General features: G+C 48.3%; 16 protein-coding genes. 3 read left to right on the top strand and 13 right to left on the bottom strand.

Annotation, left to right across the window (positions count from 1 at the left end):
- Positions 1 to 162: 162 nt before the first annotated feature.
- The 10 genes from D9Y29_RS25990 to D9Y29_RS25945 form a co-directional block, all read right to left on the bottom strand.
- The gene (locus D9Y29_RS25990; RefSeq protein ID WP_127133175.1) at positions 163 to 1,281 is read right to left on the bottom strand and encodes an ABC transporter permease; all 1,119 of its coding nucleotides are present in this window, start codon (positions 1,279 to 1,281) and stop codon (positions 163 to 165) included.
- An 18-nt stretch (positions 1,282 to 1,299) separates the two neighbouring features.
- Positions 1,300 to 2,406, bottom strand: coding sequence for an ABC transporter permease (locus D9Y29_RS25985; RefSeq protein ID WP_127133174.1), 1,107 nt, complete (start codon positions 2,404 to 2,406; stop codon positions 1,300 to 1,302).
- Between the two features lie 17 nt (positions 2,407 to 2,423).
- Positions 2,424 to 3,170: an ABC transporter ATP-binding protein gene (locus tag D9Y29_RS25980; RefSeq protein ID WP_127133173.1), complete on the bottom strand. Its 747-nt coding sequence runs from the start codon at positions 3,168 to 3,170 to the stop codon at positions 2,424 to 2,426.
- A 9-nt stretch (positions 3,171 to 3,179) separates the two neighbouring features.
- Positions 3,180 to 4,097 carry an ABC transporter ATP-binding protein gene (locus D9Y29_RS25975; protein ID WP_127133172.1) on the bottom strand — a complete coding sequence of 306 codons (918 nt, stop codon included), beginning with the start codon at positions 4,095 to 4,097 and terminating at the stop codon, positions 3,180 to 3,182.
- Between the two features lie 10 nt (positions 4,098 to 4,107).
- Positions 4,108 to 5,046 carry an HlyD family secretion protein gene (locus D9Y29_RS25970; protein WP_127133171.1) on the bottom strand — a complete coding sequence of 313 codons (939 nt, stop codon included), beginning with the start codon at positions 5,044 to 5,046 and terminating at the stop codon, positions 4,108 to 4,110.
- A 13-nt stretch (positions 5,047 to 5,059) separates the two neighbouring features.
- Positions 5,060 to 6,358, bottom strand: a complete 1,299-nt coding sequence (locus tag D9Y29_RS25965) for a TolC family protein (RefSeq protein ID WP_127133170.1) — start codon at positions 6,356 to 6,358, stop codon at positions 5,060 to 5,062.
- A gap of 6 nt (positions 6,359 to 6,364) precedes the next feature.
- The gene (locus D9Y29_RS25960; RefSeq protein ID WP_127133169.1) at positions 6,365 to 6,985 is read right to left on the bottom strand and encodes a TetR/AcrR family transcriptional regulator; all 621 of its coding nucleotides are present in this window, start codon (positions 6,983 to 6,985) and stop codon (positions 6,365 to 6,367) included.
- A 162-nt stretch (positions 6,986 to 7,147) separates the two neighbouring features.
- Positions 7,148 to 7,567 carry a hypothetical protein gene (locus D9Y29_RS25955; RefSeq protein ID WP_127133168.1) on the bottom strand — a complete coding sequence of 140 codons (420 nt, stop codon included), beginning with the start codon at positions 7,565 to 7,567 and terminating at the stop codon, positions 7,148 to 7,150.
- Between the two features lie 35 nt (positions 7,568 to 7,602).
- Positions 7,603 to 8,928, bottom strand: a complete 1,326-nt coding sequence (locus D9Y29_RS25950; RefSeq protein WP_127133167.1) for a metal-dependent hydrolase family protein — start codon at positions 8,926 to 8,928, stop codon at positions 7,603 to 7,605.
- A gap of 187 nt (positions 8,929 to 9,115) precedes the next feature.
- Positions 9,116 to 10,273, bottom strand: coding sequence for a homogentisate 1,2-dioxygenase (locus D9Y29_RS25945; protein WP_127133166.1), 1,158 nt, complete (start codon positions 10,271 to 10,273; stop codon positions 9,116 to 9,118).
- A gap of 266 nt (positions 10,274 to 10,539) precedes the next feature.
- On the opposite strand from D9Y29_RS25945, the gene D9Y29_RS25940 reads away from it, so the two are divergent.
- On the top strand, positions 10,540 to 11,034 hold the full coding sequence (locus D9Y29_RS25940) for a metallophosphoesterase family protein (protein WP_127133165.1): 495 nt from the start codon (positions 10,540 to 10,542) through the stop codon (positions 11,032 to 11,034).
- A gap of 171 nt (positions 11,035 to 11,205) precedes the next feature.
- On the top strand, positions 11,206 to 13,800 hold the full coding sequence (locus D9Y29_RS25935; protein WP_127133164.1) for a PKD domain-containing protein: 2,595 nt from the start codon (positions 11,206 to 11,208) through the stop codon (positions 13,798 to 13,800).
- A gap of 22 nt (positions 13,801 to 13,822) precedes the next feature.
- Here D9Y29_RS25935 and D9Y29_RS25930 read toward each other — a convergent pair whose 3' ends face one another.
- Positions 13,823 to 14,530, bottom strand: a complete 708-nt coding sequence (locus tag D9Y29_RS25930) for a LytR/AlgR family response regulator transcription factor (protein ID WP_127133163.1) — start codon at positions 14,528 to 14,530, stop codon at positions 13,823 to 13,825.
- Positions 14,527 to 15,537 carry a sensor histidine kinase gene (locus tag D9Y29_RS25925; RefSeq protein WP_127133162.1) on the bottom strand — a complete coding sequence of 337 codons (1,011 nt, stop codon included), beginning with the start codon at positions 15,535 to 15,537 and terminating at the stop codon, positions 14,527 to 14,529. Before D9Y29_RS25925 ends, D9Y29_RS25930 begins: the two co-directional genes overlap by 4 nt.
- A gap of 224 nt (positions 15,538 to 15,761) precedes the next feature.
- Here D9Y29_RS25925 and D9Y29_RS25920 point away from each other — a divergent pair, with 224 nt between their 5' ends.
- Complete coding sequence (locus D9Y29_RS25920) at positions 15,762 to 16,184, top strand: nuclear transport factor 2 family protein (RefSeq protein ID WP_127133161.1); 423 nt, start codon at positions 15,762 to 15,764, stop codon at positions 16,182 to 16,184.
- 94 nt (positions 16,185 to 16,278) lie between these two features.
- Here D9Y29_RS25920 and D9Y29_RS26595 read toward each other — a convergent pair whose 3' ends face one another.
- Positions 16,279 to 16,731 (bottom strand): hypothetical protein, encoded by a 453-nt coding sequence (locus tag D9Y29_RS26595; protein ID WP_164735558.1) that lies wholly within the window; start codon positions 16,729 to 16,731, stop codon positions 16,279 to 16,281.
- Between the last annotated feature and the right edge of the window lie 179 nt (positions 16,732 to 16,910).

Genomic DNA, 16,910 nt, shown 5'->3' with positions numbered 1-16,910 from the left:
CTAAACAAAAAGATGTGGGTACACCGTAGGCCTCTGGCGAGTGACTTTTATTGTCGCCTCCGGCGACGCGGTGTTCGCCGGAGGCGAACAAATACGGGTCACTCGCCAGAGGCGAGCGACTGGCAGCTCTCTGACCTTTTTAGTCAGCCCCGCAGCTCTCCGTTACGCACGCTTCCTGTAACTCAACACTGCCCAGCTGTTCAGACCAATAGCGAAAGCCAGCATCACCAGCATATGATACCGGATATCGTACAGACTGCTGCCTTTTAATATTACCATCCGCATCACTTCGATGAAATAGGCAACCGGATTGATCTTCACAATGAATTGCGCCCAGGCCGGCATACTGTCCGTAGAAGTGAACAAACCTCCCAGCAAAATAAAGATCATCATCATAAAAAATGCCAGCAACATAGCCTGCTGCTGCGTGGTGGTATAGGTGCTCACCAGCAATCCCAGTCCCAGTACGGCCAGCAGGTACAAAGCGGCAAATACAAAAATGGTAAGAAAACTTCCAACCGGCACGATACCATAAATAAAGTACGCAAGCGTCAGTCCGATCCCCAGTACAAACAACCCGAGGATCCAGAACGGGATCAGTTTACCAAGCATGAAATGATACTTGTGGATCGGAGTTACATTGATCTGTTCAATTGTTCCGATCTCTTTTTCTTTTACAATATTCAAAGCCGATAAAAAAGCGCCCACCATCGTCACCAGTATCACCAAAATACCCGGCACCATAAAGAATTTATAATTGAGATGCGGGTTGAACCAGTTGGAGGAAGGAACTTCAATCTGCAACTCCGGGCTGAAACGCGGGAACTGTATCCACCGCAACCGCACTTCACGGTTGAAATCCTGGATAATGCTGCGCAGGTAAGCTGCTCCCAGGTTGGCCTTTACGCCATTCACTGCATTCACGTTCAGCATCAGCGATGCTTCATCTTCTTTCACGAGGTCTTTCGCAAAACGGCCGGGGACCTCGAGAATGATATCCACTTTGTCCTGCTCCATCAGCTCCATGGCGTTAGCATGACTGCTGCCGAAATCCACCAGTTTAAAATAACCCGAACTGGTGATCTTGGACACCAGTTGACGCGAATAGTCTGAGCGGTCATTATCCACTACCGCCAACTCGATACGCTTCACTTCATAATCTGCAGCCCATGGCAGTATCAATAATTGAATGATCGGCACGATCAGGATGATCCGTATGATCTCCGGGTCACGGAAGATCTGGCGAAACTCTTTCTGTAATAAGAATATTAGTGTACGCATATGCGTTATATTTTGGTTTTATGCCAGCCTGATCTTGAATTTCTTAATGGCAAGCGTCAGCAACAGGAACATCATACCGGTAAGGATCAGCGTTTCTTTCCAGATCGCTTTGATGCCAAGCCCTTTGATCATCACCGAGCTCACGATCTTGTAGAACCATTTCGCCGGCACTGCATTGGATACAATCTGCAAAGGCAACGGCATATTTTCGATAGGGAACATGAAACCACTCAGCATCATCGTAGGCAGGAACAATCCCACCAGGGAAATGAACATGGCGGTTTGTTGTGAATTGGTAGCTGAAGAGATCAGCAGGCCGAGCGACAAACAGGTGAGCGTAAACAGTACACTGCCAAATACAAGCAGGGCAAGGCTTCCGCGCAACGGCACATCCAGCACGAAGATGCTCAGCAAGAGGATACTGGCAATATTCACCATCGACAAAAGCAAATAAGGCACAGCTTTCGCCGCAATGATCATGATCGGCCGCATGGGAGACACCAGCATTATTTCCATCGTTCCGCTCTCCTTTTCCCGTACGATCGTAATGGCGGTCATCATAGTACATACCAGCATCAGCACCAGCGCCATCACACCAGGCACAAAAGTATAAGCGCCCTTCAACTGTGGATTGTACAACATCCTGAGCTCTGTATTGATGGTGTAAGGAAGCTTGCGTTCCTGCGTTATCCTGTTCTGGTACTCCATAATGATAGCCGTGGCATAGTTCGTCAGAGTAGTGGCCACATTCGGATCAGAAGCATCGGCAATCACCTGCACCTGGGCTTTATTGAAATGCTGCAGGTCCTGCCCGAAATTTTGCGGCAGCACCACTACCATTTTGATCACACCTTCCCTGAATGCTTTATCGATCTCCCCCTGGGAATGGAGGTCCCTGACGATATCGAAATACCTGCTGGCTTCAATCTGCGTGGTGAGCGAAATAGAACTGGCATCCTTCGAGTGGTCCAGCACGGCGATCTTCGCATTCTTCACCTCATTGGTGAGCGCGAATCCGAAGATCAGGATCTGCGTCACAGGCAAACCCAGTAATATGAAGAGCGTACGCTTGTCGCGCAGGATATGATAAAGCTCTTTTTTTACGAAAGAAAGAAATTGTTTCATGCTGCAATTTTTTTGGTTCAGTCGCCACTCCTGACGGCCTTCCTGGCCAGTTTCAGGAACACTTCATCCATGGAAGCTGCCTGCAGCGATCGCTTCAGTCCTGCCGGCGTATCCAGTGCTTCGATCTTTCCATCCACCATGATGCTTACGCGGTTGCAATATTCTGCTTCATCCATGTAGTGAGTGGTCACAAATACAGTGATGCCCTCTCCGGCAGCGGCGTAGATCATATTCCAGAATTCACGGCGGGTAACGGGGTCCACACCTCCTGTGGGCTCATCCAGGAATACGATACGTGGCTCATGAAAGATGGCCACGGAAAAAGCCAGTTTCTGTTTCCATCCTAACGGTAACGAGCGAACGAGTTTGTCTCCTTCCTGCTCCAGGTGCAATTGCTTCAGTAACCTCGCTGTCTTTTCCCTGATAAAAGCATTGCTCTTACCATAGATACCGGCATAGAATCTGATATTCTCTTTAATGGTAAGATCTTCATACAAAGAGAATTTCTGACTCATATACCCGATGCTTCGCTTGATCTTTTCCGGTTCCTTGTAAACGTCGAAACCAGCCACGGTAGCGCTTCCTGATGAAGGCATACTCAGTCCGCACAACATGCGCATGGCAGTAGTTTTACCGGCGCCATTTGCTCCCAGAAAGCCGAAGATCTCACCGGAATGCACTTCGAATGAGATACCGTCCACGGCCCGGAAAACACCGAATATTTTGGAGAGGTTGCTGGCGGTTATGATATTGTCTGTAGACATACAATTCGATTAATTTTTCATGAGGTCCATGAAACAGTCTTCAATATTGGGCTGCGCAGCTTTCACATCCACCTGCTGATGTCCATGCTCCTGCAGGTAACCGCTCAATTGCTGCGTTGTTACGCCGGGTTTGGTGACCACATGTGAATATTCCCCGCAGAGATAACAATCCTCCACTTCCGGTAACTGCAGCAGATCGCGCTGCATTTCCAGCATCCTGCTGGTGCGGGCTGCATATAAAGGTTTTTGGAACGAACCGATAATACCCTGCGGAGAATCGATGCTCATGATGGTACCGTTCTGTATAAGCGCTACACGATCGCAGAGACTGGCTTCATCCATATAAGGCGTGGATACCAGGATAGTGATCCCTCTCGATTTAAGTCCTTTCAACATTTCCCAGAACTCCTTGCGTGAAACAGCATCAACACCGGTTGTAGGCTCATCCAGGAACAACACGGAAGGTTCATGGATCAGTGCGCAGCAAAGGGCCAGTTTTTGTTTCATCCCTCCGGATAATTTACCGGCACGGCGTTCCTTGAACGGTTCGATCTGCACATAGATATCTTTCACCAGGTCATAGTGTTCCTCTATACTGGTGTTGAAAATAGTAGCGAAGAATTCCAGGTTCTCGGCCACTGTGAGGTCCTGGTACAGCGAGAACCTGCCGGGCATATAGCCCACCTGTTGCCGGATGGCCTTGTAGTCTTTCACAACATCCAGTTGATTCACGGTTGCCTTGCCGTCATCGGGTATCAGGAGGGTTGTGAGTATGCGAAAAAGCGAGGTCTTACCGGCTCCATCGGGCCCGATGATGCCGAACAGCTCACCATTTTCCACCGAGAAGGATATGCCGTGTAACGCTGTTACAGTATCCTTTTTTGAGCCGTACCGCTTTACAATATTATCTACCTGTATCGCTGGCATACATTAGTTTTTAGAATTTGATCTCACCGTACATCCCGATCTTCAAATAGCCATCATTCTTCACTTTCACTTTGATTGCATACACGAGATTGGCGCGCTCTTCTTTTGTCTGGATGGTCTTGGGCGTGAATTCGGCTTTATCAGATATCCAGGTGATGGTACCCGTTAGTTCACGATATTTTTTATCGCCGTCATCGATCAGCACTTTCACGGATTGCCCGAGTTTGATCTGCGGCAGCTGCGTCCCTGTTACGTAGGCACGGAGCGTCATTACGGAGAGATCGGCAATTTTGTACAGGGCTTTGCCGGTAGCGGTCATCTCCCCTGCTTCGGCGTATTTTTCTATCACTGTGCCCTGCACCGGATTGGTGATATTGGCGCGTTTCAATTGATCGTCCAGTTGCTCCACTCTTTTGGCCAACGGTTTTCCTTCACTGAGGATCCCACGGTTCTGTGTACCGATATTACTGCGCTGCACCTGGACCTGCTGACGTGTTACCTGCATTTGTTTTTTCACCACATCGATCTGCGCATTCATATCATCCATCTGTTTGGCAGTGGCCGCATCTGCTTTGATGAGATTTTCCAGTCTTGCTTTTTCATGCAGCAGGTTATTCAATTGCGACTCCTGTACTTTCAGCTGGTCTTCGAGTAATTTCACCTGCGGCGCCAGGTCTGCTGTCCTCTGACTGAGCGCTTCGATGCTGGCCTGCACCTGTTCTTTCTGCAGGTTGATATTTTCGGCATCAACCACACCTACTACTTTGTCTTTGGAAATGGAATCGCCTTCCTGTACATTGAAGGAAAGGATCTTTCCGGTAAGCTCAGATGATACGATCACTTCATCTACTTCAAAAGTGCCGGTAGCGTCGGATATGGAATCTTTCCCATTGCAGGCAGCAAAGAGGCCGGCAACCAGTATCCAGACGGGTAAAAGATATTGTTTCATGTTTGTGATTATTTTATTGATTGCCTGAAATGGTCCTGTAATTGATCTGAGCCTGCAGCAATTGCAGCTTGTGGGAAATGAGCAGCAGGCGAGCCTGGTCTTCCGCATTCACTTCCCGAAGGAAATCACTGGCCGTGATCACGCCGTTTTCCAGCTGTGCATTGGAAGCGATTTTCACTTTTTCCCTGAGATTGATGATGGCCTGGTCTGTGCCGATCAGTTGCTGTAATTTCTTCAACTCTGCTTCCTGCTGTTTGAGCTGTGTATTGGTATTGAGCAGGAACAGGTCTTTTTGTACGCCCACCATTTGCTGGTTCATATTGAGTATCTGTTTTTCTTTTTTAGATGTGTACAGTCCGCCGAGATTCCAGTTCAACCGGAGACCACCGATATAAAAGAAATCGAACTCATTCTTCAGCATATTCAGTCCCGGCCGGCCATATCCGCCCTGGATGAAAGCGCTGGCGCGTGGACGGTTCTTCACACTCACCATTTTTTCCTGTACTTTGAACAGACTGTCCTGGTACGAGAAGAGTGTCAGCTCCGGTCGTTTAACTGTTTCCGTTAGTGACGCCTCATTGGTGGCAGGTTGTTCCAGCACGGTACTTTCCGGAAGGTCTTGTCCGAGGAAAAGAGAAAGCACATCCAGCAATCCTTTCCTGTTGGCAGCCAGTTCTATTTTCCGTTGTTCATTCTTCAGCAATTCCGCTTCCAGCACCTGCTGGTTGCTTCGGAGGGCAGCGCCGTTCCGCACCTGTGCCGAGATCTTATCGATACCGAGCTGAATATCTTTTTGCAGTAAGCTGGTTTGTTTCAGTTGTTCGTCCAGTAACAGGGCGCCGAGATAGAGCGTATTGATGCGTTCTTTTACCTTGTACATGTCTACAGTCACTTTCTGATCTTCCACCAGCGCATTCACCTGCTGTACTTTTTTCTGGCTGGCCATATTGCCGCCATCGTACAATATCTGGCTGAGTTCTGCAGTAAGCTTGTACTGGTCTTTGGCTGGCGCTTCGATATTGATGCCGGGAATGCTCACCGGAACAGCGGTTACAGCTGACTGGTAGGTTGCCTGTCCATTCACGCTGAATTGCGGCAGGTATCCCTTGCCGATATTTTCGATGGTGAGCCCGGCAGTGCGTTTCACCAGGTCACGCTGCCTGATCAGCGGATAATGCTGTTCTGCCAGTTGATAAGCGCGTTCAAGCGTGAGCGTTAGGCCATCCTGGGCTGCGGCCGGGACTGCGAATAGAATGCCGGCCATCAACTGCCAGCGGACTGCTCGTTTGAACCATTTGATAAGAGCGTTCATGCTGTTTTATTTTCGGATTGAATCAAGTATGAATTGTACTATTACCTTTTTGCGTTCTTCCATCAGGGCCTGGAATTGCGGATCATCCATTTCCCATACCAGTTTTACGATGGGTCTGGCAACAAAGGGGAAGATGCTCATGGATACGATATTCAGGAGAAGATGAAAAGGCTTGACGGGTTTGATAGTGCCCTTTTTTATTTCTTCTTCCACCTGTCTGGCCATTACTTTCAGGGCGGGTTGTTTCCCCTCCCAGATGAATTTCATGAATTCGTCTCCATCCACTTTCTGCATTTCATTCAGGACAAATAATGGGAGATGAGGGTTCTGCTGGAGCATGTCTATGTAGAAATGGACAAATTTTTCGATTTTCTCAAACAAAGGCATTTCAGAAGCGAAGAGCTCTCCGAGCTTAGGCAGGAAGCGGGCAGCCGCTTCGCGGAAGATCACATCGAAGAGCCGGTCTTTACTCCTGAAATAATAATGCAAGAGCGCTTTGTTGATGCCGGCCTTATCTGCGATATCCTGCATCCGGGCCCCGTCCAGACCGCGTTCCAGGAAAACGGCCTTGGCGGCTTCCAGGATGCGCTGCTCGGTATTCTGGTCTTTATCTTTTTTGTCAACCATATAGTTTAACCAAATAGTTAAACCAAAGGTATAACGGAATTTTGATACTATCCAACAGAATTTTCAGAAAAAATGGAAAACAGGAAAAGAAAACTGCCTTCGGACAAAGGCATTTCTTTGAAAATCAATAATCGATCAGTGCTAAATTTTTTTTGGACCGGTCTAGCGGATACCTGAGATGAGGATGGAGTTTGTGATGGCGCTCAACTGGTGCTGAACTGCTGCCGCCTCCTGGTAATTGCCATTCCAGGTGATCAGCAACAGTACATTTTTTTCGAACATCATCCGGTATTCACGATATGCTTCAGCTTCTATCAGGCGGATAAAAGCAACAGAGCCATTCACGATGATATCTTTTTCTATATCTTCATTTTGTTTTGTGATCTTTTCTGCCATGTAATCGGCCAGTTCCTGCCGCAGGTCCATTTTATAATCTTTGGAAACTGCAAAACTGGAAATCTGTAATACTTCTGCTGCATCATTCTCCCGGAAGATGGAAATTACATTCCTCTCCTGTTCAAATGTCCATTCATCGGGAATCATCAATTCATAATATCCCGCTTTGGAAATGATTTTTTTCATACCTGATTGACCGGGGAACTACCATTCCCCATTGATTAATTACCTAACAAATTCTTGTACACTATTCCATTCTTCATGATCAATAAAAAATTCTTGTCCGGGTCCGCAACCAGTTTGAGGTCCTGAATCGGATTGCCGTCTACCAGCAATATATCTGCATAAGCGCCTTCTTTGATCACACCAAGTGGTTTCGGATAAGGGTTTCGCGGGCCACAGAACGCCAGCAATTCCCCGTTCACACTGGTTGCCATTTTCAGAATCTCGAAATTCGAGTACCATGGAGTAAGTGTGGTTAGAATAGCTCCCTGGTTCTTTGTGGATGCCGGATCAAAGAGCATATCAGTTCCCCAGGCGGTTTTGATCTTGTATTTTTTTGCCAATTGGAATGCTTTGGCGGTTCCTGAAGCCACCATTTTTTGTTTTTCCCTGCCATCAGCAGTGGCCTGCGGATTAGAGTATTCATTAGCCAGGAAAGCCTGTATGCAAAGCCAGGCATCCTTTTCCGCCATCATTTTTGCAGTGGCATCGTCTATCAGTTGTGCGTGATCTATGCATTTAACTCCCGCGCGCAAAGCCGCCTGTATAGCGCGTGGCGTATAGGCATGTACGGTAACATAGGTGCCCCAGTTCTCTGCCGCTTCCACCGCTGCATGGAACTCCTCCTCTGTGTACTGACTTACATCGATGGGATCATAGTTAGAAGACACGCCGCCACCTGCAGCCAGTTTCAGTTGGGTAGCGCCCATCATCAACTGCTCGCGTGAACGTTTCAACACTGCATCAACTCCATCGGCAATGGCGCCGGCGCCCATTTCATCACCATGACTCAATGGAGCACCGGGGGCTGATGGCACTTCGTATGGCATCCTGAAATCTCCATGTCCGCCGGATTGGGAAATCATTGCTCCACTGGGATAGATCCGGGGACCTGGCGTTAGCCCCTGATCGATGGCGCGTTTGAGCCCGAAGCTTGGGCCGGCCAGATCGCGTACAGACGTAAAGCCGCGCAATAATGTTTTGCCGGCCTCATGTGCTGCCACCAGGTTGATGTACCCGATATCGGCCGTGAGTAAAACCATTTCAGGCATTGCGCACATCATGGTATGCCAGTGTGCATCTATCAAACCAGGCATCAGGAATTTTCCCTTCCCATCGATGATCTTTGTAGCCGCACTCCTGTTCACCGGAATAGGAGCAGATGAGATCCGGGAAATGGTATCTCCCTGGACCAACACATTCCCGGTAACAAGCTTCTCGCTCACACCATCGAAGATCTGCACGTTGTTGATGAGAATAGTGGTTTGCCCACTCACAATAATGCTGATGAAAACACAAAAAGCAACGAAGACTATCTTTTTCATACCTGCATAGATTTTAATGCTGAAAAAAGATGAGCCAGAATATCAGGAGCTATAGAATGAAAGGACTATACCCGAAAAATACCGAATATTCCTAAAACCAACAACTATTGAATGCCGTGAGCAGTATCCCTTACAACACAAAAACCGCTGCAGGTGCAGCGGTTAAGAAAATATATTGGGAAGATAATTACTCTGCCCAGCTCATGGTATAGCCTTCATTCTCGATATCAAGCGCTTCCATGGTCAGTTGCAAAGGATGGAAAGTATCAACCATTACGGCCAGTTCCTTCGTTTCTTTTGCTCCGATGCTTTTCTCCACAGCACCGGGATGCGGTCCGTGCGGAATGCCTGCAGGGTGAAGCGTGATCATACCGCGGGTCACATTTTTGCGGCTCATGAAGTCCCCGTCTACATAATACAATACTTCATCACTATCGATATTGCTGTGATTGTACGGAGCGGGAACAGCCTGTGGATGATAATCGAAGAGGCGCGGACAGAAAGAGCAGACCACAAAATTATGCGCCTCGAATGTCTGGTGCACTGGTGGCGGCTGGTGTACACGGCCGGTGATGGGCTCAAAATCGTGGATACTGAAAGCAAAAGGATAGCAATATCCGTCCCATCCCACTACATCAAAAGGATGTGTGGCATAATGCAGGCCATAGAGCACACCCTTCTTTTTGGTCTTGATGAGAAAATCTCCTTTCTCATCAAACGTGGGCAGGTTCTGTGGTGCGCGGATATCACGCTCACAGAATGGAGAATGCTCCAGCAATTGCCCGTATTTGCTCAGGTATCTTTTCGGGAAACGGATAGGGCTGAAAGATTCCACGATGAAGAGCCTGTTATGATCGTCTTTGAAATGGACCTGGTAGATAGTGCCTCGCGGGATCACCAGGTAATCACCATATTCGAAAGGCAATTCTCCATACATGGTGCGCAGCATGCCGGAGCCTTCGTGTACGAAGATCATTTCATCGGCATCGGCATTTTTGAAAAAATAATCCTGTGATCCGGCTGTAGGAGCAGCCAGTGAAATATGAAGATCGCTGTTCACCAATACCGGTTTGCGGCTCTTGAGATAATCCGCAACGGGAGCAACTTTGAAGCCTTCGAAGCTGCGGTGTTTCAGCATTTTTTCCTCGGCCACAGCGGGCATCACATTCACCGGTTCATCCGTGGAGATGATCTGTGTTGGAGGATGCACATGATAGAGCAGTGAATAATCATTGCTGAATCCCTCAGTGGAAAAAAGTTGTTCTGAATACAATCCGCCATCTGGTTTGCGGAACTGGGTATGGCGTTTGTGCGGAATATTTCCGAGTTTATGATAGAATGGCATAAAAAACGAATAATGTAATGATGATGAATCAATGAAAGCCCGGGATACGGGTCAATAGCAGTCGGTAAGCGTTAGCGGGAACTGTCCATTTCCAGGGACACCATCAGGAAATAATATTTCCAGCGGCGTTTGTCGATCCAGTAAGTGAAATTGCGGAATAATGGCATAGCGGTTCAATCGTCCCATAAAGATACAACCTTTTGATCCCGGTGTATTGATTCTGCCCAATTTATTCCGACTTTTGCGGCTCACATTCTTTCCCTGTTATGACCAGAATCGGATTGATCTCAGATACGCATAACTACCTGGATGACGCTGTTTTCCGCCATTTTGATAAGGTGGACGAGATCTGGCATGCCGGCGATTTCGGCAACCCGGAGATCGCCGAAAAACTTGGCTCCTTCAAACCCATCAGGGGCGTGTATGGAAATATCGATGGGGAATATATCCGGAAGATCTTCCCCGAAAAACTCCGCTTCCAGTGTGAAGGCGTATCCGTTTACATGAAACATATCGGCGGTTATCCACCCCGTTATAATCCCGCCACCATCAAAGAACTCTGGGCAAAAACACCCAAGCTCTTCATCGCAGGCCATTCCCATATCCTCAAAATAATATATGACGAAAAACTGGAATGCCTGCACATGAACCCGGGCGCTGCCGGCAAAGAGGGATGGCACAAAGTGCGGACCCTGATCACCTTCGCCATCGACGGAGAGAACATGAAGGATTGCAATATCATCGAACTGGGCAAACGTTGATTATTATCATTTGATGTTGAGCCAACCTTTTGGATAAATAGTCGTAAATTATAGAAAGACATTCGCCAGGACTGTCGTCTATTCAACTATCAAACCAACTGTACGCTCACCGGGACATTACAACTGAACGTTGCTGGTAAAGGGCGCTGCAAGCACATTCTCGCACTCATTTTGCTGCTTACGGCTTTCCTTTATGTACGCGCCGACCATATTACCGGCGGACAAGTTTATTATACCTATACCTCACTTGGCAACAACAAATTCCTTTATCATATCACGGTAAAGCTCTTTATGGATTGCCGGAGCCCGCGTCAGTTCAACAGTCCTGCAACCATTTCCATCTTCAACCGGGCAAACGGCCAAAGGGTGGCAGATATTACCGCCTACCTCAGCAGCGACACCCAGATTGAACTCCCCAACAACAACCCCTGCATCACCGACCCTCCCGATGTTTGCTACCGGGTAGGCACATACGAATTCCCAAAAGAACTGGAAGGCAACGCGGAAGGATATGTGATCACCGCCCAGATCAATTTCAGGATCTATACGCTCACCAACCTCAGCCCCGGCTATGGCAATGTTGGCGCCACTTATACGGCTGAAATACCCGGCACTGCCCAGGTAGCTGACGGCCCGGCCAATAACAGCGCACAGTTCACCGGGAACGACCTGGTAGTGGTTTGTGCCGGGAATGATATGAAGTACAGCTTCGCGGCCACCGATCCCGACGGTGATCAACTCCGCTATTCTTTCTGCAACGCATATATGACCACTACCGGCGGCGGGCCGGGGAGCGGAGGGAGTAACGTATATCCCCAACCGCCACCATATAACTCTGTTCCCTACGGTAATGGTTTCGATGCAGGCACACCATTGGGCAACAGTGTACAGATCGATATCAATACGGGAATGATCACCGGCATTGCACCCCCCAGCGGCGTGTATGTTGTAACGGTTTGCGTGGAAGAGATCCGTAATGGCAAAGTGATAGCCAGGCAAAGAAAAGACCTGCAGATCAAGATCACCGCCTGCACAATTGCAGCAGCCTCCCTCCCGTCTGCCATCATGCTTTGCCGGAATACATTCACCATTCAGCTGGAGAACCGCTCGCAGAGCCCTTTGATCCAAACCTTTTATTGGGAGATAAAAGACGATAACGATAATATCCTCTTCCAGTCAACAACAAAAAGCCCCAGTTATACTTTCGCCGCCGAAGGAACATACAGTGTAAAACTGGTGGTGAACCGCGGCGATCAATGTGCTGATTCCATCACGGTACCTGCCTATGTGTATCCAGGTATGGTGCCGGATTTCAGCGCCAGCGGCTTCTGCGTGAACAAACCCACCCTGTTTACCAATCAATCCACTACCAGGTTCGGCGCAATCACCTCCTGGGACTGGGACTTCGGGGAAACCCAGAGCAGCGGCGCATCTTCACAGCTCCGTGATCCGCAGCATACTTATCTTTTCACCGGCGACAAACTCGTGCGCCTGCTCGTTTTCAACAGTAATGGTTGTGTAGACACTGCTTTTCAAAGTATCACGATCATCAACAAACCGCCCATTGCACTGGCTTTCCGCGATACGCTCATCTGTACGCCTGACATTGTGCAGCTTCTTGCCAGCGGCAATGGCAATTTCACCTGGTCTCCCAACCAGCGCATCAACGATCCCGGCACCAGCAACCCGGTAGTGAACCCTGTTACCACCACAAAATATTATGTAGACCTGAATGAGAATGGCTGTGTGAACCGCGACTCTGTGATGGTTCGAGTAGTGGACCACGTTAGTTTGAGCATGATGCCCGATACCACCATTTGCCTCGGAGACACCATCCGCCTCCGGCTGCTTTCAGATGGACTGCAATACTCCTGGTCGCCGGGACCGAATGTGCTGGACCCCGGCTCGCCCGGCCCGCGCGTAACTGCACCGGGCAATGAGCGCTACCAGGTGACCGCGCGAATCGGCAGCTGTTCTGCACAGGGAATAGTGGATGTAGTATCCGTTCCCTATCCGCTTGTATCGGCCGGAGCAGACATCACCGTTTGTTACCAGGCCATGGGACAACTGAACGGATCAACGGATGGAAGCAGGTTTTCCTGGTCGCCGGCCGGTTCACTCATCAATCCGGGCTCACTGAGCCCAATAGCCAGGCCGTCCGCCACCACGCCTTTCATCCTCACTGCCTGGGACGATAAGGGATGTCCGAAACCATCCTTTGATACAGTATTACTCACCGTATTACCTAAGATCATTCCATATGCAGGCAACGATACCAATGTTGTGGTCGGCCAGCCATTGCAGCTGAAGGCCAGCGGCGGCGTCAAATATGCCTGGACACCTCCCATTGGATTGTCAGACGGTAATATGCACGATCCCATTGCATTTTATACCACGCCCTCACCGGGCATCCGCTACAAAGTGAAAATATATGATATCGGGAATTGTGTGGACTCTGCCTTTGTTACCGTGAAAGTGTTCAGTACCCGCCCATCGGTATTTGTTCCAAATGCGTTTACACCTAACGGTGATGGCAGGAACGATGTATTCCGTTTTGTGGCGGCCGGAATTAAGCACGTGGAATTCTTCAGGGTGTACAATCGATGGGGCCAGCTGGTCTATAGCAATCCTTCACCCAATCCTGGCTGGGATGGCCGGGTAGCCGGCAAATTGCAGGATGCCGGTACTTATGTGTGGATGATCCGCGCCATAGACTTCAATGGTGGAGTGGTACAGGAAAAAGGTCAAATGGTCCTTATCAGGTAAACGTAGGAAGTAAAGATAAACCTCAAAGCAGGTCTTTGCTGATCCTGCTTAAAAACTGTTCACGGTACTTCTCCCCCACCGGGACCCTTTCCTGGTTGATGAAGATATGATTGTCTTCTATCTTTTTGATATGATCGCGGTTAATGATCCACGAAAGATGAATGCGTGAAAAATTCGCAGGCAATGTTTCTTCCAGCTCCTTCATGCGTTTGTACACGACATGTTTCCCACTGCTTGTATGAAACACAACATAATCTTTCAGTCCTTCGATGATATAAACATCCTGGTATTCGAGCTGTACGATTGCACGCCCTGTTTTGAGGAATAATTTCTGAGGCGCAATGGTAGTAGGTTGTGGCTGCTCCGTACTCAGAGATAACTGGCTACTGGCTTTCATCACGGCTTTCAGAAACCGGTCAAATGTGATGGGCTTCACCAGGTAGTCGAGTGCATTTTTCTCGTAACTCTCTGCTGCAAATTCAGAATAGGCGGTAGTGAAAATGAAAAGTTGTTTGGGCGGCAACAGGCTGGCCAACTGCATGCCGGAGAGATGCGGCATATTGATGTCGAGAAAGATTAGATCGGGTCTGCTGCCTTTGAGAATTTCCAATGCTTCCAGGGCATGATAGCATTTGTGCTGCAATTCCAGGTAAGGAACCTGCAGGATGTATTCCTCCAGCAGGTTCACTGCATAAGGCTCATCATCTATCACCATGCATTGGATCTTCATACAGGAAAAATAAGCGATACTTTATAATGGTTACCGTCTTGTTCCGTTGTCAAAGTAAAATCATTTCCGAACAATAGCTGCAACCGCTTGCGTAAATTATCCAGTCCAACCCCGCTTCCGCCGGACTTTTCAACGGGATGCACAGTATTTCTTGTATTGAAATGCAGTTTCCCGTTTTCCATTTTCAGTTTGACACAGATCTCATTTTCAGGAACGGATTTATCTACTCCGTGTTTATAAATATTCTCCACAAGCGGGATCAGCAGCATCGGTGGGATGCGGACCATTTCATCCACTCCTTCATGATCAAAACTGAGCGTAGCAGCACGCAGCATCCTGATCTGTTCAAGTTCGATATAATTCTTCAGGAAGTTGATCTCTATTGAAAGCGGCACTTTCTCTTTCGGCGCCTCGTCCACAAAATAGCGCATGATACCGGAGAGCCTTGCGATCACCGTTGCAGCAAGATCACTTTTTGTATACGCGAGATAATAGATATTGTTGAGTGTATTGAAAAGAAAATGTGGCTGCACCTGCGCTTTCAGCAGGTTGAGCTCTGCAGCGGCCTGCTGCAGCTGCATGGACTCCTGTTTGCGTTGAAGATGAAAATAATCATCCAGGATATTCAGTATGGCGCCCAGGAAGAATGCCAGACTGATGGTGATGGTGCTGAACAGGAATTGAGCGAGGCTGAATTTATAGAAACCAAGCTGAGGATGATAAGGAAAAAGCAGCCAGTATTCAAAGGTCATTCGAAGGAAGATCAACGGCAGAAGAAAGAGAATGGAATAGATAAAGAATTCGGTTTTCCTCTTCCTGCGCCAGAATTTCGGCATCAGCCAGAGTGCATTGGTGTACACACAAATTATGTAAGAGCCCACTCCGATAGCACAGGACGTTACGGCCAGGTAAACCGTTTCCCATTTCTGCACACTATACAGCAATAGAAAAAGGAAAAAGAAGATCCACGTTATGCATTGCAGCCATATCAGTTTCCGGGTAAACACTACAAATCGTTTTAGGGCTTAACAAATTACACAAATTAACGGTCTGATCCACAAACAGTGATTTTCCTTCGACCCATTCCCTGTTTTTTTCGATCCATTGCACAAAAGGATTTCGGTCGAAAAAAAACGGGAAGGCAGCGAAGCCGTTTTAACACCCTGCGTCAGACATCTAATATTGCTTCACAAACCTTACACCTGCAAAATCACCTTAAAAAACAAGACAAATGAAAAAACTGGGATCTATCCTGTTCACTGCAACACTGGCCACTGCCCTTGCTGGCCAGGCGCATGCACAAAGGAATGACGAAGAGGCTTCTGTACGGGCCTGCCTGGCGCTCTACCTGAGCTTCGACGCAGCGCAAATGGAAAAAGCCTTCCATCCTTCCGGAACGGTGAAACATATCGATAACAAAACGGGAGCATATAAAGATGAAACGGTGGCTGCATTCCTTGCCCGCGTAAGAGCTATCACCACAAAGCCTGAAAGAAGATCGGAGATCGTTTCACTGAACATCGAAGGAACAGCCGCACAAGCTAAGATCAGGATCGAACAGAAGGAACTGATCTTTACTGATTACATGAACCTGCTGAAGATAGATGGTACCTGGAAAATTGTGAGCAAGATCTTCCAGCGTACAGATAAATGATATGGATGCAAGGGTGTAAGATGCCCTTACTTTGTGTTTTAAAAAAACGGTCGTCCTTTCCAGGACGACCTAATTCATTTAGGGGGATGCATTATTAATGCATACCGGGGAACATCGGCCTGGACCAGGGAATAGTGGCCAGCATAATGAGCAACGCAATGAGGAAGCACCAGAATGCTTTCTTATGTGCGGCTGCGCTGGTGGCTCTTTTTACAGCACCACGACCTACAGTGATCAGCACGATCGCAATGATCATACCGGTGATATGTTCAACAGCGAACTGGCGGTAGGCGCCGTTTTTCATCACTTCTCCCATACCCACGTTCTGGATCAGCTTCAGACCCCATGGTCCGGCGAACCACTGATACAAACCAACCAGCAGAGTAATGTGCGCGGTGATCATCAGGAAGAGATCGATCTTTTTGTCACCCGCATTCACTGGTCTTTTACTGTTCATACCAGATAAATGTCTGAGAATGGCAATGACGATCAACACGAGGATCACCCAGCGGGCGAGATTGTGTAAATGAAGAAGACCATTATACATAGCAAGAAATTTGCGTGAAGGTACAGCGCAAATCCTAATTAGACCAGTTTTTTAGCAGTGTGCTGCCAGTCGCTCGCCTCCGGCGAGTGACTTATATTTGTTCGCCTCCGGCGAACACTGTGTCGCCGGAGGCGACAAAAAAGAAATCGCTCGCCGGAGGCGAGCGACTGGTGGCAAGC

Source organism: Pseudoflavitalea rhizosphaerae, assembly GCF_003991355.1.
GTDB classification, from domain to species: domain Bacteria; phylum Bacteroidota; class Bacteroidia; order Chitinophagales; family Chitinophagaceae; genus Pseudobacter; species Pseudobacter rhizosphaerae.
Note: the sequence above shows the minus strand (reverse complement) of the source record. Positions and strands in the feature narration are given on the sequence as shown.